At 70.3% G+C, this 21,342-nt stretch carries 23 protein-coding genes; 13 read left to right on the top strand and 10 right to left on the bottom strand.

Annotation, left to right across the window (positions count from 1 at the left end):
- Positions 1-25: 25 nt before the first annotated feature.
- The 5 genes from ACRWK7_RS14825 to ACRWK7_RS14805 all read right to left on the bottom strand — a co-directional run bounded on the left by ACRWK7_RS14825 (position 26) and on the right by ACRWK7_RS14805 (position 3,458).
- Positions 26-865, bottom strand: coding sequence for a C40 family peptidase (locus ACRWK7_RS14825; RefSeq protein ID WP_431857028.1), 840 nt, complete (start codon positions 863-865; stop codon positions 26-28).
- The gene (locus ACRWK7_RS14820; protein ID WP_431857027.1) at positions 862-1,296 is read right to left on the bottom strand and encodes a MarR family transcriptional regulator; all 435 of its coding nucleotides are present in this window, start codon (positions 1,294-1,296) and stop codon (positions 862-864) included. The genes ACRWK7_RS14825 and ACRWK7_RS14820 overlap by 4 nt, the downstream gene beginning before the upstream one ends.
- 94 nt (positions 1,297-1,390) lie before the next feature.
- The gene (locus ACRWK7_RS14815; RefSeq protein ID WP_431857026.1) at positions 1,391-1,654 is read right to left on the bottom strand and encodes a DUF2442 domain-containing protein; all 264 of its coding nucleotides are present in this window, start codon (positions 1,652-1,654) and stop codon (positions 1,391-1,393) included.
- Complete coding sequence (locus ACRWK7_RS14810) at positions 1,629-1,871, bottom strand: DUF4160 domain-containing protein (RefSeq protein ID WP_431857025.1); 243 nt, start codon at positions 1,869-1,871, stop codon at positions 1,629-1,631. Before ACRWK7_RS14810 ends, ACRWK7_RS14815 begins: the two co-directional genes overlap by 26 nt.
- Before the next feature lie 204 nt (positions 1,872-2,075).
- Positions 2,076-3,458, bottom strand: a complete 1,383-nt coding sequence (locus ACRWK7_RS14805; RefSeq protein WP_431857024.1) for a leucyl aminopeptidase family protein — start codon at positions 3,456-3,458, stop codon at positions 2,076-2,078.
- 111 nt (positions 3,459-3,569) lie between these two features.
- Between ACRWK7_RS14805 and ACRWK7_RS14800 the strand changes: the two genes are divergently transcribed.
- Entirely contained in the window at positions 3,570-4,211 is a 642-nt protein-coding gene (locus tag ACRWK7_RS14800) for a glutathione S-transferase family protein (RefSeq protein ID WP_431857023.1), read from the top strand.
- An 11-nt stretch (positions 4,212-4,222) separates the two neighbouring features.
- On the opposite strand, the gene pdxY is transcribed toward ACRWK7_RS14800, so the two are convergent.
- On the bottom strand, positions 4,223-5,083 hold the full coding sequence (gene pdxY / locus ACRWK7_RS14795; RefSeq protein ID WP_431857022.1) for a pyridoxal kinase PdxY: 861 nt from the start codon (positions 5,081-5,083) through the stop codon (positions 4,223-4,225).
- A gap of 218 nt (positions 5,084-5,301) precedes the next feature.
- On the opposite strand from pdxY, the gene ACRWK7_RS14790 reads away from it, so the two are divergent.
- The 3 genes from ACRWK7_RS14790 (at position 5,302) to ACRWK7_RS14780 (ending at position 7,048) form a co-directional block, all read left to right on the top strand.
- Complete coding sequence (locus ACRWK7_RS14790) at positions 5,302-5,694, top strand: hypothetical protein (RefSeq protein ID WP_431857021.1); 393 nt, start codon at positions 5,302-5,304, stop codon at positions 5,692-5,694.
- An 89-nt stretch (positions 5,695-5,783) separates the two neighbouring features.
- Positions 5,784-6,668 (top strand): HpcH/HpaI aldolase/citrate lyase family protein, encoded by an 885-nt coding sequence (locus ACRWK7_RS14785; protein ID WP_431857020.1) that lies wholly within the window; start codon positions 5,784-5,786, stop codon positions 6,666-6,668.
- A gap of 86 nt (positions 6,669-6,754) precedes the next feature.
- Positions 6,755-7,048 carry a general stress protein gene (locus tag ACRWK7_RS14780; protein WP_109121893.1) on the top strand — a complete coding sequence of 98 codons (294 nt, stop codon included), beginning with the start codon at positions 6,755-6,757 and terminating at the stop codon, positions 7,046-7,048.
- A gap of 183 nt (positions 7,049-7,231) precedes the next feature.
- Here the strand turns inward: ACRWK7_RS14780 and leuB are convergent, their stop codons facing one another.
- Positions 7,232-8,347 carry a 3-isopropylmalate dehydrogenase gene (gene leuB / locus ACRWK7_RS14775; RefSeq protein WP_431857019.1) on the bottom strand — a complete coding sequence of 372 codons (1,116 nt, stop codon included), beginning with the start codon at positions 8,345-8,347 and terminating at the stop codon, positions 7,232-7,234.
- 43 nt (positions 8,348-8,390) lie between these two features.
- Positions 8,391-9,002, bottom strand: coding sequence for a 3-isopropylmalate dehydratase small subunit (leuD, locus tag ACRWK7_RS14770; protein WP_431857018.1), 612 nt, complete (start codon positions 9,000-9,002; stop codon positions 8,391-8,393).
- A 456-nt stretch (positions 9,003-9,458) separates the two neighbouring features.
- On the opposite strand from leuD, the gene ACRWK7_RS14765 reads away from it, so the two are divergent.
- From ACRWK7_RS14765 to ACRWK7_RS14745, 5 genes are all read left to right on the top strand, one after another.
- Complete coding sequence (locus ACRWK7_RS14765; protein ID WP_431857017.1) at positions 9,459-11,144, top strand: methyl-accepting chemotaxis protein; 1,686 nt, start codon at positions 9,459-9,461, stop codon at positions 11,142-11,144.
- Positions 11,145-11,473: 329 nt separating this feature from the next.
- Complete coding sequence (locus ACRWK7_RS14760; RefSeq protein ID WP_431857016.1) at positions 11,474-11,614, top strand: hypothetical protein; 141 nt, start codon at positions 11,474-11,476, stop codon at positions 11,612-11,614.
- Positions 11,615-11,783: 169 nt separating this feature from the next.
- Positions 11,784-13,376, top strand: a complete 1,593-nt coding sequence (locus ACRWK7_RS14755; RefSeq protein ID WP_431857015.1) for a hypothetical protein — start codon at positions 11,784-11,786, stop codon at positions 13,374-13,376.
- A 198-nt stretch (positions 13,377-13,574) separates the two neighbouring features.
- Positions 13,575-14,591: a glycosyltransferase family 2 protein gene (locus ACRWK7_RS14750; RefSeq protein WP_431857014.1), complete on the top strand. Its 1,017-nt coding sequence runs from the start codon at positions 13,575-13,577 to the stop codon at positions 14,589-14,591.
- Positions 14,588-15,019, top strand: a complete 432-nt coding sequence (locus tag ACRWK7_RS14745; RefSeq protein WP_431857013.1) for a GtrA family protein — start codon at positions 14,588-14,590, stop codon at positions 15,017-15,019. The genes ACRWK7_RS14750 and ACRWK7_RS14745 overlap by 4 nt, the downstream gene beginning before the upstream one ends.
- Here the strand turns inward: ACRWK7_RS14745 and ACRWK7_RS14740 are convergent.
- Positions 15,006-15,272 (bottom strand): DUF4242 domain-containing protein, encoded by a 267-nt coding sequence (locus ACRWK7_RS14740; protein WP_431857012.1) that lies wholly within the window; start codon positions 15,270-15,272, stop codon positions 15,006-15,008. The two genes, ACRWK7_RS14745 and ACRWK7_RS14740, sit on opposite strands and share 14 nt — an antisense overlap.
- Positions 15,273-15,446: 174 nt before the next feature.
- On the opposite strand from ACRWK7_RS14740, the gene dapF reads away from it, so the two are divergent.
- The 4 genes from dapF to ACRWK7_RS14720 all read left to right on the top strand — a co-directional run bounded on the left by dapF (position 15,447) and on the right by ACRWK7_RS14720 (position 20,517).
- A complete protein-coding gene (gene dapF / locus ACRWK7_RS14735) occupies positions 15,447-16,277 on the top strand; it encodes a diaminopimelate epimerase (RefSeq protein ID WP_431857011.1) in 831 nt (276 codons plus the stop codon).
- Entirely contained in the window at positions 16,277-17,536 is a 1,260-nt protein-coding gene (gene mtaB / locus ACRWK7_RS14730) for a tRNA (N(6)-L-threonylcarbamoyladenosine(37)-C(2))-methylthiotransferase MtaB (RefSeq protein WP_431857010.1), read from the top strand. Before dapF ends, mtaB begins: the two co-directional genes overlap by 1 nt.
- A gap of 15 nt (positions 17,537-17,551) precedes the next feature.
- On the top strand, positions 17,552-18,772 hold the full coding sequence (ftsY, locus tag ACRWK7_RS14725) for a signal recognition particle-docking protein FtsY (RefSeq protein WP_431857009.1): 1,221 nt from the start codon (positions 17,552-17,554) through the stop codon (positions 18,770-18,772).
- A 212-nt stretch (positions 18,773-18,984) separates the two neighbouring features.
- Positions 18,985-20,517 carry an AMP nucleosidase gene (locus ACRWK7_RS14720; protein ID WP_431857008.1) on the top strand — a complete coding sequence of 511 codons (1,533 nt, stop codon included), beginning with the start codon at positions 18,985-18,987 and terminating at the stop codon, positions 20,515-20,517.
- Positions 20,518-20,529: 12 nt separating this feature from the next.
- Here the strand turns inward: ACRWK7_RS14720 and ACRWK7_RS14715 are convergent.
- Positions 20,530-21,342 (bottom strand): c-type cytochrome (locus tag ACRWK7_RS14715; protein WP_431857007.1); only part of this gene is annotated, 813 nt, incomplete at its 5' end.

Raw genomic sequence — 21,342 nt, 5'->3', positions numbered from 1 at the left:
TTTGCGTTGCTGCGCGCCGGCAGGGTTACAGACGGCGCACCGCGCTGATGCCGCCGGCGCGCGCCGCCACCTCGTGGAGCGGCTCGATAACGACGGTCATGGTGTAGGCAGTGGCGTGCAGCAGCCGCTCGCCGTCGAGCATCAGCCCGACATGGCCGGGGAAGAACACCAGGTCGCCGCGGCGGTACGCCACCCCCGCCCCGTCGGCGGAGAGAAGCGCCCCGACCTCATCGCGCTGCATGTCGCTGTCGCGCGGGCACGGAATGCCGGCGCGCAGCAAGGCCAGCTGCGCCAAGCCCGAACAGTCGATGCCCAGCGGCGTCCGCCCGCCCCACAGGTACGGCACGCCGAGCAGCCGCTCGGCCGTCGCCACCGGGTCGGGCTCCAGCGCGTCGGGGGTGGAGAGGTGCCTGCCGTACAGCCAGCCGCCGCCGGCCAGCTCGCAATAACCGTTCACCGTGCGCAGCACCGCCACCGGCGCGCCCAGCGGGATGGCGTCGCGCGGCGGGGTCTTCAGGTCCGGCTCGGGAAACAGGAAGCTGCGCACCGCGGTGACGACGTGCGTCGGGTCGAACAGCTCCGGCGACAGCGACTGCGTGCGCGTCCAGCCGACATAGCCATCGGTGCCGCACTGCCCCCACGACCAGCCGTCCTTCGTGTCGTAGACGGTGAAGGTCTCGCCGAACAGCAGCTGCGAGGTGTGGCGGGCCTTGGCGTCTGGCTCGCCGCGCAGGCCGGCGACGCCGCTGCGCACGCGGTGCGGCACGCCCTCGACGAAGCGGTCGGCCTCCACCGTGCCCTTCAGGTGGGCGGCGGCGAGGTCGGCGCGGTGCGGGTGACGGCGCGGGTCGGGCACGCCGCTCATGCGTCGGCCGGCGCCTTGACGCGCAGCTCGGCCTCCAGCCGCGCCTTGGCGGCGGCGGCCAGCTCCTCCTCGGCCTTGACGACGGCCATGTCCTCGGGCGCCACGGCGCCGGCCTGGATCACCAGCTCGGCGAAGTCGGAGAGGAAGACGGAGCCTTTCACGGTGCGCTGGACCAGCACGTTGCGCTTGTCCTCGGTGTCCCGCTTGCGCTTGGCGAAGCCCAGCAGCGACAGGCGGTCGAGGGCGCGGGTGACGGCCGGCTTGGAGATGTTGAGCATGCCGGCCAAGCCGCGCACCGTGTGCGGCGGATCGGTCAGGTAGACCTGCAGCATGATGGCCATCTGGCGGGCCGACAGGTCCGGCCCGTCCTGCCGGACGCTGGCGACCAGCGCCGTGCGCCACAACCCGAGCGCCTTGAGGTTCCGCGCCATACCCGATCCCCCGACGGAAAGCGCAGCGAGTTTGCCCAAGCCCGCGCCAACCCGCAAGCGTTTCGCAGCCGGATCGATGGACGCGTGCGAAGGATCAGACGGCGGACCGGGGCGCGGGAGCGCCGCGCAGCAATCCCTCGGTCGAGAGGTCTTCGTCGATGTCCGGCCAGTGGATGCCGTAGCCGCTGCCGGCGAGTTCCCAGTTGCGCCGCTGCTCCGGCGTGGCGTCGAACAGGCGCGGGTACCAGGCGAGCGGAACGGCGATGCTGCGGCCGTCCATCAGGTCCACCGTCAGCCGGTCGTCATCGACCGACACCGCCTTGACGCGGAGGTCAACCTTGGGTGCCAAAGAAGCCATGCCATTCCTCCAGGAGCGTCTCGCGGCGCCCGCGCACGATCCGCAACACCTCGGCAAGCTCGTGCGCCGAATAGCCCATATTAACCGCGACCTGCACCGGGGTCAGCCACACTTTCGCGGAGGCACCGCCACGGTCCACATGGACGTGCGCGGGCTCGTTCGGCTCGTGGCTGTAGAAGTAGAAGCGGAAACCGTCTTGGCGATGGACGGTGGGCATTGTGTCGCCTCCTGAAAATGGGCGACTCCCCCAATAGCGCACTTTTCGGCAAACACACGTACAAAATAAAACAGGATTTCGAGCCATACACTCAGAGGTGCAACGACACGCCAGGAGATTGGTCAAAATCCGGTTCCCAAAGGCCTCTGGCCTTTGGCGGGGAGCGCGAGGGGCGGCTGCCCCTCGCCCGCGCAGCGCTCTCCCCTACCCTTTCCCGAACCGCTTCTCGATCAGCGTGTACACCGCGCGCATGCCCAGCGCCTCGCCGCCTTCCGGCCGTCCCGGCCGCGCCGAGCCGTTCCAGGCGTAGGTGTCGAGGTGCGCCCAGGGCGTTTCCTTCGACACGAAGCTCTCCATGAACAGCGCCGCGGTGATCGCCCCGGCAAAGCCGTGGCTGGTGACGTTGTTGAGGTCGGCGATCTTGCTCTCCAGGCCCTTGCGGTAGCCCTGCCACAACGGCAGGCGCCACATCGGGTCGGCGGCGGCCTCCGACGCGGCGAGCAGGTCGGCCGCCAGCTCCTCGTTGTTGGCGAACAGCGCCGGCAGGTCGGTGCCGAGCGCCACGCGCGCCGCGCCGGTCAGCGTGGCGAAGTCGATGAGCAGCGCCGGCTTCTCGCTGTCGGCCTCGGCCAGCGCGTCGCAGAGGATCAGGCGGCCCTCGGCGTCGGTGTTGCCGACCTCGACGGACAGCCCCTTGCGGGTCTTCAGGATGTCCTGCGGCTTGAAGGCGTTGCCGGAGATGACGTTCTCCACCGCCGGGATCAGCACGCGCAGGCGCACCGGCAGGCCGGCCATCATCACCATGCGCGCCACGCCCAGCGCGTGCGCCGCGCCGCCCATGTCCTTCTTCATGATCAGCATGGCGCTGGACGGCTTGATGTCGAGGCCACCCGAGTCGAAGCACACGCCCTTGCCGACCAGCGTCACCTTCGGGTCGTCGCGGCGGCCCCAGCTGATGTCGATCAGGCGCGGCTCGCGCGGGGAAGCGCGGCCGACGGCGTGGACGGCGGGGTAGTCCTTCTTCAGCAGGTCGTCGCCGACGGTGATCTTGACGGTCGCCTCGAACTCCTCGGCCAGCTCCTTGGCGGCCTTGGCTAGGTCGGCCGGACCCATGTCGGCGGCCGGCGTGTTGACGAGGTCGCGCACCAGCCAGGTGGCGGAGGCGGCGCGCTCCACGTCGCCGCGGTCGGCGGCCTTCGGCCAGACCAGCTGGGCGAATTCCTTCTCCGACGTCTTGTAGCGGGTGAAGACGTAGCTCCCCAGCGCCCAGGCCAGCGCGGCGCGGGTGGCGGCGCGGCCGTCGAGGTCGGCGTCGATGCGGTAGGAGCCGGGCGGCAGCGAGCCCGGAAGCCCGGCGAACGCCCAGAGATCGTCCACCGCCGACACGCCGACCAGCACGCGGCCGAGCCGGCCGTCGTCACCGGGCAGCAGCGCGGTCGCGCCGGAGTCGGCGGAGAAGTTCACGGCCTTCACCCAGGCGGCGGTGGCCGATGGCTGCGACTCCAGCCAGCCGGACAGCTCGGCCTTGGTCAGCGGGGTGACGGGAACGGTGTCGGCGGCGGCCTTGGCGCGCAGCGTGGCGATCAACGCGGGACGTCCTTGCTGGTGAAACGGAAGGTGAAAGGATGGCGCGCCGCGCGCCCTTGCGCAATCCCCGCTTCCCGGCGACAGTCGAGCCGACGCGTTCGGAGGCATGGCATGGCGGACCTCACCCTGGTCATCGGCAACAAGGCGTATTCGTCCTGGTCGCTGCGGCCCTGGCTGGCACTCAGGCACATCGGCGTTCCGTTCGCCGAGACGCTGGTGCCGCTGCGCCAGCCCGACAGCCGGGAGCGCATCCTCGCGCACGCGCCGTCCGGCAAGGTGCCGATGCTGCGCCACGGGGAGCGGACGATCTGGGATTCGCTGGCGATCTGCGAGTACCTGGCGGAGACCTTCCCCGACGCCCGCCTGTGGCCGGACGACGCATACGCCCGCGCGGTGGCGCGGTCGGTGTCGGCGGAGATGCACTCGGGCTTCGTGTCCCTGCGCACCACCATGCCGATGGACCTGAAGCGCAGCGCCCCCGGCGACGGCCGCAGCGAGGAGACGCTGGCCGACATCGCGCGAATCGCCGCGATCTGGCGCGACGCGCGGGACCGGTTCGGCGCGGCCGGGCCGTACCTGTTCGGCCGCTTCTCGGTCGCCGACTGCCTGTACGCGCCGGTGGTGACGCGGTTCGAGACGTACGGGGTGGAGCTGGATGCGGTCGGCCGCGCGTACGCCGACGCGATCCTCGCGCTGCCGGCGCTGCGCGAATGGGCGGAGGCGGCGCGGGCGGAGCCCTGGGTGCTGTTCTAGCGCACCCGCGCCTAACGCACCCGCTCTGCCGCGAAGACCTCGGACGGCTTGACCAGCTCGTCCTGCGCCGGGATCAGCGCCAGTTCGCGGGTGCCGAGGCGCCGTGTCTCCTGGAACACCGCGTAGATCGCCGAGGCCGCCTGCGCCAGCGCCTGCGCGGCGTCGGCGGTCTTCAGCCAGTGCGCGAGGAACAGCGCCGCCACCGCGTCGCCGGCGCCGTTCGGCGGCGGGTCGAGCGGCAGGCGCGGCGTCGACACCACCCAGGTGCCCTCGGCGGTGTCGGCCAGCATCTCGATGCGGTCGGCGGGGGCGTCGGCGCGCGTGAGGCTGGTGATCAGCACCAGCTTCGGCCCCGTGGCGCGCAACGCCGCCGCGGCGTCCAGCGCGTCGGCCATGCTGGCGACGGTGCGGCCGGTCAGGTACTCCAGCTCGAACTGGTTGGGCGTGACGATGTCGGCGGCGGGGACGGCGTGCGCCTTCATGAACTCGGGAATGCCCGGCCGCACGAAGAAGCCGCGCCCGACATCGCCCATGACGGGATCGCAGCAGTACACCGCCTGCGGGTTGGCCGCCTTGATCTGCGCCGCAGCCCCGACCACCACCTGCCCCAGCGCGGCGTCGCCCATGTAGCCGGACAGCACCGCCACGCAGGACGGCAGCACGCCGCGCGCGTCGATGCCGTCGAGGACGTCGGCGATGTGCTCCGGCGTGAAGACCTGCCCGGTCCAGGCGCCGTAGCCGGTGTGGTTGGAGAACTGCACCGTGTTCACCGCTACGGCGTCGTAACCCAGGCGCTGCAGGGGAAACACGGCGGCCCGGTTGCCGACGTATCCGTAGGCGACGTGGGACTGGATGGAGATGACCGTCTTCATGGCGGCAAAGCCTACGGCATGACCGGACGCGCGCCAAGCGTTCTATCGGCGGCGCTCGGACGGTTCACGGACACGCTTCCATGGCAAAGGGAATTCGCAAATTTCCCCAGGTTTCAAACCAGAAATCGAGCTTCTTCCGAAGAAACCAAATAGCCCTTTGTGCAGAAACAATCGCCGTCTACGTTTCCTCTGTCCGACGAACCCCCGAGGTCACGACGATGGCGATCGAATTCATCCGCATGAAGCTGTGGCTGAACGACGGCAGCACGGTTTTGCTGTCGGGATCCGCGGTGCTGCACCCGGACGGCGCCATGGACCTGTTCGGCGACGCGGCCTGCTATGGCCACGAGATCGCCTCGGCCGTGGAGCGGTTCGACGTCGAGTCCCCGATGGCCGAGCAGCGCCTGTTGGTCGAGCCGCTGCCGCGCGGCAGCGTCCGCTTCGACAAGGTGCGCTGGGGCACCACCGATTCGCTGACGCCGGTGACCCTGGCTCCCGGCCGCGCCGCCACCATCGCGCCGGGCGCGCCGCCGGCGGTGAAGGACGCGCTGCGCGCCGACCTCACCAGCTTCCGCGCCGTCCGCGCCGCCGCCCTGCCGCTCGCCGCCTGACACCCGGTCATTTTTTGGAGCTGGGCCGTGGACACCCGGTGCGCCCTGCGGGTAAGCAGGGACGCAAGACGAACCGGGGAGACTCCGCCATGGCCACGACCGCCCGCCCGCGCCGCAGCGTCCTCTACATGCCGGGCTCGAACGCCCGCGCGCTGGAAAAGGGGCGCACGCTGCCGGCCGATGGCCTGATCCTCGACCTGGAAGACGCCGTGGCGCCCGACGCCAAGGCGGACGCGCGCGCCAACATCGCCGCGGCGCTGGCCGCCGGCGGCTACGGCGGGCGGGAGATCGTGGTGCGCGTCAACGGGCTCGCCACTCCCTGGGGTTACCAGGACCTCGTCATGGCCGCCGCCTCGGGCGCCGACGCCGTGCTGCTGCCCAAGGTGGAGAGCGCCGACGCCGTCCGCCAGGCCGAGGCGGTGCTGCGCGCCGCCGGCGCGCCCGAGGGGCAGCGGATCTGGTGCATGATGGAAACCCCGCTCGGCATGCTGAACGCCAAGGAGATCGCCGGGGCGTCCGCGACGCTCGGCGGGCTGGTGATGGGCACCTCCGACCTCGCCAAGGACCTGCACGCCGCGCACACCCGCGACCGCCTGCCGATGATCACCAGCCTCGGCCTGTGCCTGCTGGCGGCGCGCGCCTACGGCCTCGCCATCCTCGACGGCGTGCACCTGGACCTCAACGACGACGAGGGGTTCGCGGACTCCTGCCGGCAGGGTCGCGACCTGGGTTTCGACGGCAAGACGCTGATCCATCCCAAGACCATCGCCGCCACCAACGCGGCCTTCGCGCCGGGCGCCGACGAGATCGGATACTCCCGCCGCATCATCGCCGCGCACGCCGAGGCGGCGGCGGCCGGCAAGGGCGTGGTGGTGGTGGACGGCAAGCTGGTGGAGAACCTGCACGTCGAGAACGCCCGCCGGCTGGTGGCGCTGGCCGAGGCCATCGCCGCGCTGGAATCCGCGGCAACCTGACCGGGAGCAGGGAATCCGCCGAGTCGCCTGGAACCAACTCTGCCGTCCCTGGTTTGTGGGCAGAAGGCAGAGTTGGAGGTTTCACGATGGCTTCGAAGGACGGCGGGCGGACATCGAACCGCGGGTTCGCTTCCATGGACCGTGACCGGCAGCGCCAGATCGCCAGCAAAGGCGGCGAAAGCGTGCCGGCCGACAAGCGCAGCTTCTCGAAAAACCCGGAACTCGCCGCCGAGGCGGGCCGCAAGGGCGGGCGCAGCGTGCCGGCGCAGGCGCGCAGCTTCTCGAAGAACCCTTCGCTCGCCGCCGAAGCCGGGCGAAAGGGTGGACAGGCCAGCCACGGCGGCCGGGGCGCGCGGGTCGAGGCGGCCGGCGACGATTGATCCGATAACAGCCTTGCCCCCTCCCTAGCCCTCCCCCGCCGTCAACGGGAGAGGGAACTCCGCCGCAGCGGCGGCAGCCCCCTCTCCCGCGCAGCGGGGGAGGGTTGGGGAGGGGGCATCGCATCCAAACGAAAAAAGCCCCTCTCCGGCGGAGAGGGGCTTTCTTGTTGCCGCGATCGCCCGTTACGACGACAGCTTGTCCAGCTCGCGCAGGATCGAGTCGCCCATCACCGTGGTCGAGCAGCGGGCCATGCCCGGCGCCATGATGTCGGCGGTGCGCATGCCGCCGCCCAGCACGTTCTGCACGGCCTTCTCCAGCATCTTCGCGTCGTCGTCCAGGTTGAACGAGTAGCGCAGCGCCATGGCGAACGACAGCAGCGTCGCGCACGGGTTGGCGAGATCCTTGCCGGCGATGTCCGGGGCCGAGCCGTGCACCGGCTCGTACAGCGCCTTGCGGTTGCCGTTGGCGTCCGCCGCACCGAGCGAAGCCGAAGGCAGCATGCCCAGCGAGCCGGTCATCATCGCCGCCTCGTCCGACAGGATGTCGCCGAACAGGTTGTCGGTGACGATGACGTCGAACTGCTTCGGGTTCTTCAGCAGCTGCATGGCGCCGTTGTCGGCGTACATGTGCTCCAGCGTCACGTCCGAGTACTGCTCTTGGTGCAGCTTGGTCACTTCCTGCCGCCACAGCAGGCCGGACTCCATGACGTTCGCCTTCTCCATGGAGTGGACCTTGTTGCTGCGCTTGCGCGCCAGCTCGAAGGCCACCGACGCCACGCGGCGGATCTCGGAGGTGGTGTAGACCTGGGTGTTGACGCCGCGGCGCTCGCCGTTCGGCAGCTCCTCGATGCCGCGCGGCTCACCGAAGTACACGCCGCCCGTCAGCTCGCGGACGATCATGATGTCCAGGCCCTTGATGATCTCGGGCTTGAGCGTCGAGGCATCGACCAGCGCGTCGAACACCGTGGCCGGGCGCAGGTTGGCGAACAGGCCCAGTTCCTTGCGCAGGCGCAGCAGGCCGGCCTCGGGGCGCTTCATGTAGTCGGTGGGGTTGTCCCACTTCGGACCGCCGACGGCGCCCAGCATCACCGCGTCCACCGCCAGCGCGTCGGCCAGCGTGGCGTCGGTCAGCGGGGTGCCGTGCGCGTCGATGGCGGCGCCGCCGACCAGACCCTCGGTCACGTCGAAGGTGACCTTGCGCTTGCGGTCCATCCAATCGATGACCCGGCGCACCTGGCGCATCACCTCGGGGCCGATGCCGTCACCGGGCAGGAACAGGAGCTTCTTGTTGGCGGGCATCGGGTACTCTCCCCTTCTCTCTACGGTTTGTCTCTTGCTTGGGTCAGAGGGCCAGCCACGGCTGGCTGCCGCGGATCTTGGCCTCGAAGGCGTCGATCGCCGACACCTGCTGCAGCGTCAGGCCGATGTCGTCCAGGCCGTTCAGCAGGCAGTGCTTGCGGAACGGATCGACCTCGAAGCTGATCTTGCCGCCGTCCGGGCCGGTGATCTCCTGCTTCTCCAGGTCCACGGTCACCACCGCGTTGGAGCCGCGCGAGGCGTCGTCCAGCAGCAGGTCCACCTGCTCCTTCGGCAGCTTGATCGGCAGGATGCCGTTCTTGAAGCAGTTGTTGTAGAAGATGTCGGCGAAGCTCGGCGCGATGATGCAGCGGATGCCGAAGTCGGCCAGCGCCCACGGCGCATGCTCGCGCGACGAACCGCAGCCGAAGTTGTCGCCCGCCACCAGGATCTTGGCGCTGCGGTAGGCCGGCTTGTTGAGGACGAAGCTGTCGACCTCCTGGCCGTCGGGGGTGTAGCGCATCTCGTCGAAGAGATGCTTGCCCAGGCCGGTCCGCTTGATCGTCTTCAGGAACTGCTTGGGGATGATCATATCGGTGTCGATGTTGATCATCGGCATCGGGGCGGCAACGCCGGTGAGAACCGTGAACTTTTCCATAGCCAAAACCCATCGCGCGCGTGGCCGGCCGGAGGCGCCGGCAAGAGCCCGGTGAATAGCAGACCAAGGACCGCGACGCCAGAGGCAGGTGCACGCTTTCCGCATGGCGGTTGATTGGCTTGGCCCTGCGCCGCCGCGCGACCCGCCGCCGTCGGCGCACGCCGGCCGGCGCCCGCACCCACCGCCCGACGCGCAGATCTTTCCCGCTTCCGGGAACGCCCCCGGCAAATCCAGAACGACCATGAAAGCATACGCTCCACCGCCCTCAGTGGCCGTACGTCAAAATCACCTAAAAGCCGTTTCAATTGCTCGGGCTCGACTTGGCTCGGACTTGGCAAAATGCCGCACCCCGCGCCGCCGGCTTGATTAACCGCGGAGCAACATCTTGGGTGGAATATGTCCGGACGCCGGGCTCCCTTCCGCCCGCGCGCCCATGCCTGCCCAGTGGAGAGTCCTATGCGTGGATGGAGCCTTCGGATCGGGGGCAAGCTGCTCCTGTTGCCGGCGGTGGCGTTGGCCGCGCTCGCCGTCTTCGGTTTCGTCGCCGTGGCCGAGATCCGCTCGACCATGCTGCAGGAGGACAAGGCCAAGGTGAAGGCGCTGGTGGAGACCGCGGTCACCATCGTGCAGGACCTGGAAGCGCGCGCCGCCAAGGGCGAGATGCCGGTCGAGCAGGCCCAGGCGCAGGCGAAGAACGCGTTGCGCGCCATCCGCTTCGAGGGCAGCGAGTACTTCTTCGCCTACAACCGCGACGGCGTGGTCGTGGCGCACGGCGCCAAGCCGGAGCTGGAAGGCAAGGACCTGCGCGACATGAAGGGCCCGAATGGCCAGTTCATGATCCGCGACCTGCTGGCCGCCGCCGGGCGCGGCGGCGACTTCGTGGAGTTCCTGTGGGCCAAGGCCGGCTCCGACGTGCCGGTGCCGAAGATCGGCTACGCCAAGTTCACCAGCGGCTGGGCCTGGATGCTGGGCACCGGCATCTACGTGGACAACGTGCAGGCGGCCTTCCGCGACCGCGCGCTGGAGGCCGGCGGCATCGTGCTGCTCCTGGGCGCGGTGGCGTTCGGCGCCGCCGTCCTGCTGGGCCGCAGCATCGCCCGGCCGATCACCCGGCTGTCCGCCGTCATGCACACGGTGGCCGGCGGCGACCTGTCCGCCGCCGTCCCGGACACCACGCGCCGCGATGAGGTGGGCGAGATGGCCCGCGCCGTCGAGGTCTTCAAGGACCGCGCCCGCGAGAACGCCGCCCTGCACGCCGAGCAGGAACAGCTGAAGGCCGCAGCCGAGGCCGAGCGCAAGGCGACGCTGGCGCGACTGGCCGACGCGTTCGAGACGTCGGTGCGGCACGTGGTGGACACCGTGGCCTCCGCCGCGGCGGAGATGCAGGCCTCCGCCGGCACCCTGTCCTCCACCGCCGAGGCGACCTCGCGGCAGGCCGTCATCGTGGCCGGCGCCGCCGAGCAGGCGTCGTCGAGCGTCAACACGGTGGCCGGGGCGGCGGAGGAGCTGTCCGCCTCGATCCGCGCCATCGGCCAGCAGGTCGAGCAGTCCACCCGCATCACCGCCACCGCGGTCGCCGAGGCCCGTCAGACCAACGAGCTGATGGCCGGGTTGGCCGAAGCGGCGCATCAGGTGGGCGACGTGGTCAAGCTGATCTCCGACATCGCGTCGCAGACCAACCTCCTCGCCCTCAACGCCACCATCGAGGCGGCGCGGGCCGGCGAGGCGGGCAAGGGTTTCGCGGTGGTGGCGAACGAGGTCAAGCACCTCGCCAACCAGACGGCGCAGGCGACCGGCGACATCCAGACCAAGATCGGCGACATCCAGGCGACCACCGACCGCGCGGTGGCGGCGATCCGCGCGGTGGGCGAGACCATCTCGGGCGTCGACCGCATCGCGACCTCCATCGCCGACGCCATCGAGCAGCAGGGCGCGGCCACGCGCGACATCGCCACCAACGTCCAGCAGGCCGCCGGCGGCACGCGCGCGGTGTCGGACACCATCGTCGGCGTCAACCAGGCCGCCTCGGAGACGGGCGCCGCCGCGTCCCAGATGCTCGGCGCCGCCGGCAGCCTGTCGCAGGAGGCCGAACGGCTGCGCGGCGAGGTCCTCGCCTTCCTGGAGCGCATCCGGGCGGCGTGACGTTCATTCAAAGCCCTCCCCCAGCCCTGCCGGGGGAGGGTTGGGTGGGGGCAGCGGCGTGCGCCGGATCCACGCCCGCCACCTAAGCTGTAGCCCCCACCCTCCCAAGCTATGCTTGGGCCCCTCCCTCCCCCGCCGAAGGAGAGGGAGGGGTCGCGAGAAAGTCCCTATATCCATAGACCTAGGCGACCCCCTGCGCCCGCCAACCGTTCGCCCTTCAAACCATTGGTTCAGCCGTAATTTTTCGGTCTTCCAGGGTTGCGGTCTTTGCGCATATGGCATTTGGTATGCCAGACTATACTCTCCTCATCAGCCAATGGAGAGACACCATGACGACCACGACCTTCTCGCACAGCGCCCACACCGCCCAGTCGGCCAACGGTTTCCAGGCCGTCCGTGAGTTTCTGGTGGCGTGGTTCCAGGCGACTCCGGCGTACTTCGTCTATCAGGCCCTGACCCACCGCGGGTAAGTTCTGGGACGCCAGATACCGATACGACCGAAAAACGGGCTGCGCAGGGCGCGGCCCGTTTTCGTTTGCGCCGGGCGGCCGACACGCACACCCGCGCCGGCAGAGCCTTGAAGCCCCGCGCCGCGTCGCGTACCAACGGCGCGACGCCAACCGCCCCGGCCCTGCCCCCATGCCGATCCTGCCGACCTCCGACCGCCGCGCGCGCCTGATCGCGGCCGCCTTCCTGGTGCTCGCCCCGCTGGCCTACGGCGCGCTGGGGGTGTCGCTGGACATGGACGCCAACTGGGACCTGCGGAACTACCACTGGTACAACGCCTATGCCTTCCTGACCGGCCGCCTCGGGACCGATCTGGTGCCGGCGCAGATGCCCAGCTTCTACAACCCCATCCTCGACCTGCCCTTCTACTGGCTGGCCACCGCGTTTCCGGCGCCGGTCGCCGGCTTCGTGTGGAGCGCCGTCCAGGGGTTGAACCTGCCGCTGCTGTTCGGCCTCGCCATGGCCAGCCTGCGCGTCGGCACCGAGATGCAGCGCACGCTGCTGGCGGTCGCGTTGGCGGCGATGGGGGGCCTGGGCGGCGGCACGCTGGGCCTCCTGGGCACGACGTTCCAGGACAACGTGGTCAGCCTGGGCGTGCTGGGCGCCGCGCTGGTGGTGGTGAGCGGGCTGCCGCGGCTGCTGGACGGCCCCGCCGGCCGGGCGTTCGCGCGGGTGGCGGCGGGCGGCGTGCTGGCCGGCGCGGCGATGGGGGCGAAGAACCCGACGGTGATCTTCGCGATCGGCCTTTGCCTCGCCTTCCTGGTGCTGCCGGCGCGGCCCTGGCGCAGGCTGTGGCTGGCGTTCTTCTTCGGGATCGGCGTGCTGGCCGGGCTGGCGGCGACCGGCGGATTCTGGATGGTCCACCTCTGGCAGAGCTACGGGAACCCGATCTTCCCGCACATGAACCACGTCTTCAAATCGCCGCTCGCCGCCATCTCCGACTACCGGAACTATTCGTTCCTGCCGGCCGACCCGGTGGAGCGGGTGTTCTTCCCCTTCTATTTCCTGCGCGACCCGATCAAGGTCGGCGAGGTGGCGTGGTTCGACCTGCGGGTGCCGCTGCTGTTCGCGCTGGTGCCGCTGGCCGGCGTGGCGGCGCTGGTGCGGCGGCCGGCGCAGGCCGTCGCCGTCCCCGGCGCGGCGCGCTACCTGCTGACGGCGCTGGCCGTGACCTACGCGCTGTGGGTCTACATGTTCTGCGTCTACCGCTATCTGGTGCCGGTGGAGATGGTGGCGCCGCTCGCCGTCGTGCTGGCGGTGGGGGTGCTGCCGATGCCGGTCAAGGCGCGGATGGGCGCCGCGGCCGCCCTGCTGGTGCTGGTGCAGGCGACCATGCAGCCGGCCGACTGGGGCCGCGTGAACTGGAGCCGCCAGTGGGTGCAGGCCGACGTGCCGCGCATCGAGGATCCGGACCACACCATGCTGCTGATGGGCGGCTACTGGGCGATCTCCCATGTGCTGCCGCTGTTCCCGCCGCAAATGCCGGTGGTGCGCATCCAGTCCAACTTCCTGCAGCCGGATTCCGTCGGCAACGGCATGCGCGCGGTGCTGGAGCGCCGGGTGGCCGAGCATAGGGGGGCGTTCCTGATGCTCAGCACCATCCCCGACACGCCCGGTGCGGCGAAGGCCGCGGCGCTGATGGGCCTGACGCTCGACCCGCAGGGCTGCCGCCCGGTGCCCAACAATCTGGGCGAGACGCTCAACCTCTGCCCGGTGCACCGCTAAGCCGTCGGGGCAGCGAAGGCGCGTTCGGGGAGCGTTGAACGGCGTACCCCGGCTGCCCGCGGGACGGGCCGCCGAACGGGCGGTTGCAGGTCGGCGCGGGCGGCACCGCCATGCCGGGGCGCCATCGCATTTCGACAGTGGAATAGCGGGGAGCAGATGGTGTTTATTCCGGAGACTCCACTGAAGCCGCCACAGGCCATGTCCGCCACGACCCTCACCCGCACCCCGGCCGCCGCCTCCGCCCCTTCGGCGACGCAGCAGCCAGCGCCGCTGCCGTGCTCCGTCGCGGTGCTGATCCCCTGCTACAACGAGGAGGCGGCCATCGGGAAGGTGGTGGAGGACTTCCGCGCCGCGCTGCCGGACGCCACCGTCTACGTCTACGACAACAACTCCGCCGACCGCACCATCGAGGTGGCCAGGGCCGCCGGCGCGGTGGTGCGGTGCGAGCCCCTGCAGGGCAAGGGCAACGTCATGCGCCGGATGTTCTCGGACATCGAGGCGGACGTCTACGTCCTGGTGGACGGCGACGACACCTACCACGCCCCCAGCGCGCCGCTGATGGTCAAGCGCCTGTGGGAAGAGCAGCTGGACATGGTCAACGGCGCGCGGGTGACCGACATCGTCGCCGCCTACCGCCCGGGCCACCGTTTCGGCAACAAGCTGCTGACCGGCCTGGTGGCGGAGGTGTTCGGCCACCGCATCCACGACATGCTCTCCGGCTACCGGGTGTTCTCGCGCCGCTTCGTCAAGAGCTTCCCGGCGCTGGCCTCCGGCTTCGAGACGGAGACCGAGCTGACGGTGCACGCGCTGGAGCTGCGCATGCCCATCGCCGAGGTGAAGACCCCTTACAAGGACCGGCCCGAGGGCTCGGTCAGCAAGCTGCGCACCTACCGCGACGGCTTCCGCATCCTGAAGACCATCCTGGTCCTGGTGAAGGAGGAGCGGCCGCTGCCGTTCTTCGCCACCATCTTCGGGGTGCTGGCGGCGGTCTCGCTGATGCTGGTGGTGCCGATCTTCCTGACCTACTTCCAGACCGGGCTGGTGCCCCGCCTGCCCACCGCGGTGCTGGCGACCGGCACCATGGTGCTGGCCTTCCTCAGCCTGACCTGCGGCCTGATCCTCGACACCGTGACGCACGGCCGCAAGGAGATGAAGCGCCTGCGCTACCTCTCCATCCCCGCGCCGAACTGCGCGCCGCCGAAGGGCGCGAAATGATCGACCTCGCGGTGAGGCTGCTCGACAGCCGGCTCGGCCGGCTGGGGGTGCAGTTCGGCAAGTTCGGGATGGTCGGAATCGTCGGTCTGGTGGTGGATACGGCGGTGCTCTACCTCGGCCTGTGGGCGGGGCTGGAGTTCTTCGCCGCGCGCATCCCCTCCTTCTTCGCCGCGGCGACGACGACCTGGGCGCTGAACCGCGCCTTCACCTTCCGTCACGCCGACCACGCGCCGCTGCACCGGCAGTGGGCCGCCTTCCTCGCCGCCAACGCGGTGGGCGGCGTGGTCAACTACACGGTGTCGGTGGTGCTGGAGGCGGGGGTGGACGTGTTCGACGCCTACCCGTTCCTGGCGGTGGCGGCCGGCGCCATCGCCGGCATGTTCTTCAACTTCGCCGCCTCCAAGCGCCTGGTGTTCAAGGGGGCGTGAGGTCCATCGCCTCGACGACGCGGGTGTAGGGCAGCCCGGCGGTGTCGTTCAGCCGCCGCACCGCGTCCGCGTCGTCGGCGTCGAACAGGCACTCGCAGCGGCCCTCGCTCGGCACGAACATGCTGCGGATGTAGCGGACCCGCGTGCCCCCGGCGCTCATGTCGCGGGCGGTGTCGATGGCCCGCCGCTGCGCCGCCGCGAGGTCGTCCATGCCGATGCCCTTGAGGTCCCGTTCGGCCATGTAGACGGTCATGATGCCCTCCCTGGACAGTGTCCCGGGCCAGTCTCGCACGCGGTCCGGAACCGCGGCGGTGGGCATCGGAGGGGCACCCCCGCCCCGGGGGCATAGCTCCCTGCCCGTTCGGGCGGGGCCGGCGGCGTGCCCGCCCATGGACTCGGGAGGCCGGGTCGCCATATAACGGCGGTCATGACGCGCGACTTCCTGAAGATGCACGGGCTCGGCAACGACTTCGTCGTGATCGACGCCCGCACCGCGGCCTACGCCCCGTCCGAGGCGGAGGTGCGGGCCATTTCCAACCGCAGGACCGGCGTGGGCTGCGACCAGTTCATCGTCGTCGAGCCGGCGCAGGACCCGCGCGCCTCCGCGTTCATGCGCATCCGCAACGCCGACGGCAGCGAGGTGGCGGCGTGCGGCAACGCGTCGCGCTGCGTCGGCTGGCTGCTGATGGAGGAGACCGGCGCCGACCGCGCCGTCTTCCAGACCGCCGCCGGCCTGCTGGAGGCCTCGCGCGCCGGCGACGGGCTGATCACCGTCGACATGGGCCCGGCCAACCTGGAATGGACCGCCATCCCGCTGGCGCAGCCCACCGACACGCTGCACCTGCCGATCGAGCAGGGCGGGGTGTCGGACCCGGTGGCCGTCAACATGGGCAACCCGCACGCGGTGTACTTCGTGCCCGACGCCGAGGCGGTGGACGTCGCCGCGATCGGCCCCGGCCTGGAGCGCCACCCGCTGTTCCCCGAGCGCACCAACGTCGAGTTCGCCACCGTCGTCGCCCCGAACCGCATCCGCATGCGGGTGTGGGAGCGCGGCGCCGGCGTCACCCAGGCCTGCGGCACCGGCGCCTGCGCCACCGCCGTGGCGGCGGCGCGCCGCGGCCTCACGGGCCGCAAGGCCGACGTGGTGCTGGACGGCGGCACCCTGACCATCGAGTGGCGCGAGGACGGCCACGTCCTGATGACCGGCCCGGTCGCCGTGAGCTTCACCGGGCGGCTGTCGCCCGAACTGGTATCGTAATGAGCGATGCGCTGCGCAAGACGCCGGAGATCGTCACCTTCGGCTGCCGCCTGAACACCTACGAGTCCGAGGTGATGCGCACCCACGCCCGCAACGCGGGGCTGGAGAACGTCGTCATCGTCAACACCTGCGCCGTCACCTCGGAAGCCGAGCGGCAGGCGCGGCAGACCATCCGCAAGCTCAGGCGCGAGAACCCGGACGCCCGCATCGTCGTCACCGGCTGCGCCGCGCAGATCGCGCCGGCCACGTACGCCGGGATGCCGGAGGTCGACCAGGTCCTCGGCAACCAGGAGAAGCTGCAACCCGAGAGCTGGGGCCTGCCGCCGGCCGAGAAGGTGCTGGTCAACGACATCATGTCGGTGAAGGAGACCGCCGGCCACCTGATCGGCGGCTTCGAGGACCGGGCGCGTGCCTTCGTCCAGGTGCAGCAGGGCTGCGACCACCGCTGCACCTTCTGCATCATCCCCTACGGCCGTGGCCCCTCGCGCTCCGTGCCCATCGGCGCGGTGGTCGAGCAGGTGCAGGCGCTGGTCGCCGCCGGCTACACCGAGGTGGTGCTGTCCGGCGTCGACGTCACCAGCTACGGCCCCGACCTGCCGGGCTCGCCGACGCTGGGGCAGATGATCCGCCGCCTGCTGGCGATGGTGCCGGAGCTGCCGCGGCTGCGCCTGTCCTCGCTCGACTGCATCGAGATCGACGACGACCTCTGGCGCTTGATCGAGAGCGAGCCGCGGCTGATGCCGCACCTGCACCTGTCGCTGCAGGCCGGCGACGACCTGATCCTCAAGCGCATGAAGCGCCGGCACAGCCGCGCCGACGCCGTCGCCTTCTGCGCCAAGGTGCGCGAGCGCCGGCCGGACTTCGTCTTCGGCGCCGACTTCATCGCCGGCTTCCCCACCGAGGACGAGGCGATGTTCGGGAACACGCTGCGCCTCGTGGAGGAGTGCGGGCTGACCTGGCTGCACGTCTTCCCCTACTCCCCGCGCCCCGGCACCCCGGCGGCGAAGATGCCGCAGGACAACAGCCGCTTCCGCAAGGAGCGCGCCGCCCGCCTGCGCGCCGCCGGCGACGCGGCGGTCGCCCGCTACCTGGAAAGCCAGATCGGCCGTACCGCCACCGTGCTGGTGGAGAAGGACGACCTCGGCCGCACCGAGCATTTCGCCGAGATCCGCCTGGGCCGGACCTACCCGCCCGGCACGCTGGTGCGCACGCACATCACCGGCACCGACGGCAGCGTGCTGCACGGCATCCCCCTCTAAGACTTCGGACACCCCATGATCCTGCGTTGGTTCGGCCGCAAGAAGCCCGAGGAAGAGACCGTCAAGGATGTGCCGCCGGTCGCCGAGCCGGAAGCGCCGGCGCCCGAGGCCGCGCCCGCGGTTCCACCCGCGGTTCCCGAAGTGGTCGAGCACGCGCAGCTTCCCGAGGACCTGCCGCCGGCGCTCGCCATCGAGACCGTGCCGCCCCCGCCGCTGGCCGAGCCGGCGCCCGAGGACGCCGAGTTCACGCCCGAGCACCACGCGGCCCAGCCGGAGCCGCCGGAATCCAGCCACACCATCAGCGAGGAGCCGCCGAAGAAGGGCTGGCTGGCGCGGCTGAAGGAGGGGCTGTCCAAGTCCTCGTCCAAGCTGACCGACGGCATCACCGGCATCTTTACCAAGCGCAAGCTCGACGACGAGGCGCTGGAGGAGCTGGAGGAGTTGCTGATCACCGCCGACCTCGGCCCCGTCACCGCCGCCAAGGTGACGGCCGAGCTGGCCCGCACCCGCTTCGGCAAGGAGGTCGGCCCGGACGAGGTCAAGGCGACGCTGGCCGCCGAGGTGGCGAAGATCGTCGGCCCGGTGGCGCAGCCGCTGACCATCGACATGGGCCTCAAGCCGCACGTCATCCTGCTGGTCGGCGTCAACGGCACCGGCAAGACCACCACCATCGGCAAGCTGGCCCGCCAGTTCCGCGACGAGGGCAAGACGGTGATGCTGGCCGCCGGCGACACCTTCCGCGCCGCCGCCGTCAGCCAGCTGAAGATCTGGGGCGAGCGCACCGGCTGCGCCGTGGTGGCGCGGGAGACCGGCGCGGATGCCGCCGGCCTCGCCTACGACGCGCTGGAGCGCGCGCGGGCCGAGAAGGTGGACGTGCTGCTGATCGACACCGCCGGCCGCCTGCAGAACAAGACCGGCCTGATGGACGAGCTGCGCAAGATCGTCCGCGTCATCAAGAAGGTGGACGAGACCGCCCCGCACACCACGCTGCTGACGCTGGACGCCACCACCGGGCAGAACGCGCACAGCCAGGTCGAGGTGTTCCGCGACATGGTCAACGTATCTGGGCTGGTCCTGACCAAGCTGGACGGCTCGGCGCGCGGCGGCGTGCTGGTCTCGCTGGCGGAGAAGTTCAAGCTGCCGGTGCACGCCATCGGCATCGGCGAAGGCGTCTACGACCTGCGGCCGTTCGACGCCGAGGCGTTCGCCAAGTCGCTGATGGGCATTCAGTCGTAACGGGGAACAACAGGGTTCACACGAATTGAGGCACGGATTCCTCGGATTTTTTGATGCTTGCCGCGCCGCGCTTACCCCGCAAGCCTCAGCGTCGGCACGGATAAAGAGATCCGTGTAATCCGTGCCCAAATCCGTGAAATCCGTGTAGACCGGGTTGTGTCCCAACGGGATGGCACGTTGCCACCCCCCGCCCCAGGGCTTATGTGAAGGTCATGACGTCCTTCACGACCGCCCCCTCGCCCATCCCGCCGGGCCCCGCCGGCTCCTTCACCGACGTCGACGCGGCGCTGGCCTGCGTGCGCGACCTGTGGGAGCGCAACACCGCCTACCTGCGCGACCGCTTCGCCGCCTTTGCCCGCGGCGAGGAGTTCGACGGCCGGGTCAGCGCCTGCTACCCCTACGTCACGCTGGTGACCGGGAGCGGCGCGGTCGTGGACACCCGCCTCGCCTACGGCTTCGTCGAGGGGGTGGGCGAGCACAGCACCACCGTCACCCGCCCCGACCTGTTCGACCGCTATTACCGGGAGCAGTTCGGCCTGCTGCTGAAGAACCACGGCGTGCCGCTGCAAGTCGGCGTCAGCACCGAGGCGATCCCCATCCACTTCGCCTTCCCGAACGGCATGTACGTGGAGGGCGGCCTGACGCCCGAGCGGCTGGCGCGCCTGCCCGACCTGTTCGAGCTGCCCGACCTCGCCCGCATGGACGACACCATCGTCAACGGCACCTACGAGGCGGGCATCGACGACGTCAAGCCGCTGGCGCTGTTCACCGCGCCGCGCGTCGACTTCTCGCTGCACCGGCTGCGCCACTACACGGCGACGGCGCCCGAGGATTTCCAGAACTTCGTGCTGTTCACCAACTACCAGTTCTACGTGGACGAGTTCATCCGGCTGGCGCACGAGATCATGACGCCGACCGACGACCCGCGGCTCGCCGAGTACCGCCGGCAGTACGACCGCTTCATCGAGCCGTGGGACATCGTCACCACCAACCGCAACCTGAACCCCAACGCCGACCCGGCCGAGCTGACCGCGCAGAACCGCCGCACCCGCGCGCCGCAGATGCCCGCCTACCACCTGACGCGTCCGGACGGCAACGGCATCACCCTGGTCAACATCGGCGTCGGCCCGTCCAACGCCAAGACCATCACCGACCACATCGCCGTGCTGCGGCCGCACGCCTGGATCATGCTGGGCCACTGCGCCGGCCTGCGCTCGACCCAGCGGCTCGGCGACTACGTGCTGGCGCACGGCTACGTGCGCGACGACCACGTGCTGGACGCCGACCTGCCCACCTGGGTTCCGGTTCCGGCGCTGGCCGAGGTGCAGCGGGCGCTGGAAGCGGCGGTGGAACGCATCACCGGCCTGTCCGGCTACGCGCTCAAGAGCGTCATGCGCACCGGCACGGTGGCGACCATCGACAACCGCAACTGGGAACTGCGCGACCACCGCGAGCCGCTGATGCGCTTCAGCCAGAGCCGCGCCATCGCGCTGGACATGGAATCCGCCACCATCGCTGCCAACGGCTTCCGCTTCCGGGTGCCGTACGGCACGCTGCTGTGCGTGTCGGACAAGCCGCTGCACGGCCAGCTGAAGCTGCCCGGCATGGCCGACCAGTTCTACCGCGAGCGGGTGGACCAGCACCTCAAGATCGGCCTGCTGGCCATGGAACTGCTGCGCGAGCACGGCATGGACACCCTCCATTCCCGCAAGCTGCGCAGCTTCGCCGAGGCGGCCTTCCAGTAGCCGGCCGGCACCTCACGACGGGCTGAGGCTCGACAGGAAGGCCAGAATGTCGTCGATCTCCCGGTCCGGACGCTGGGCGAACAGCAGCTCGATGTCGTCGTGCTTGCGCCGTCCCTTGCGGAAGTCGGAGATCTGCTGGAACAGGTACTCGCTGTACTGCCCGGCCAGCGGCGGCTTCTTGACGCGGCCCTCGCCCGCCTTGCCGTGGCAGGACGCGCACAGCTCGGCGTAGAGCGTGCGGCCCTTGTCGACATCGCCGTCCCAGCGCTCGATGTGCAGGATCTTCTTGGCCGCCATCAGGCGGTCGAGGCCGTCGGCCGGCGCGTCGGTGTCGTCCAGCTTGGTCTTCAGCTTGATTGTGGACAGAAAGCGGGTGATGTCGCGGATGTCGGAGTCCGGCATCTCGCGGTCGTTGGCGAACGGGATCATCGGGATGTTCTCGCGCTCGCGCGACTTGAACTTGCGCAGCTGGTCGGCAAGGTAGTCGGCGTTCAGACCCGCCAGCCGGGGGTAGGTGCCCTTGCCGCCGCCCTGGCCGAACTCGCCGTGGCACGGCGCGCAGGTGCGCATGACGTCCTTGGCGTTGAAGGCGTCGAACTCCTGCGGCGGCTCGACCGCGGCGACCTCGGTGGGGGCCTCGGCGGCCGGCGCATCCTTCGCCGGCAGCGCGGCCTTCTGCACCGCCGCGGCCTTCACCGCGTTGATGCCGGCCTCGGCGTTGTCCAGCGCCAGCTTGTAGTCCACCGAGACGTGGTGGAAGCGGGCGTTGGTGTGGTCGTCGTGGATGGCGAAGCCGATGGTGTAGGTCTTGCCCGGCTCGATGCT

Source organism: Azospirillum sp., assembly GCF_050789165.1.
This window is presented reverse-complemented; position numbering and strand designations above follow the sequence as displayed.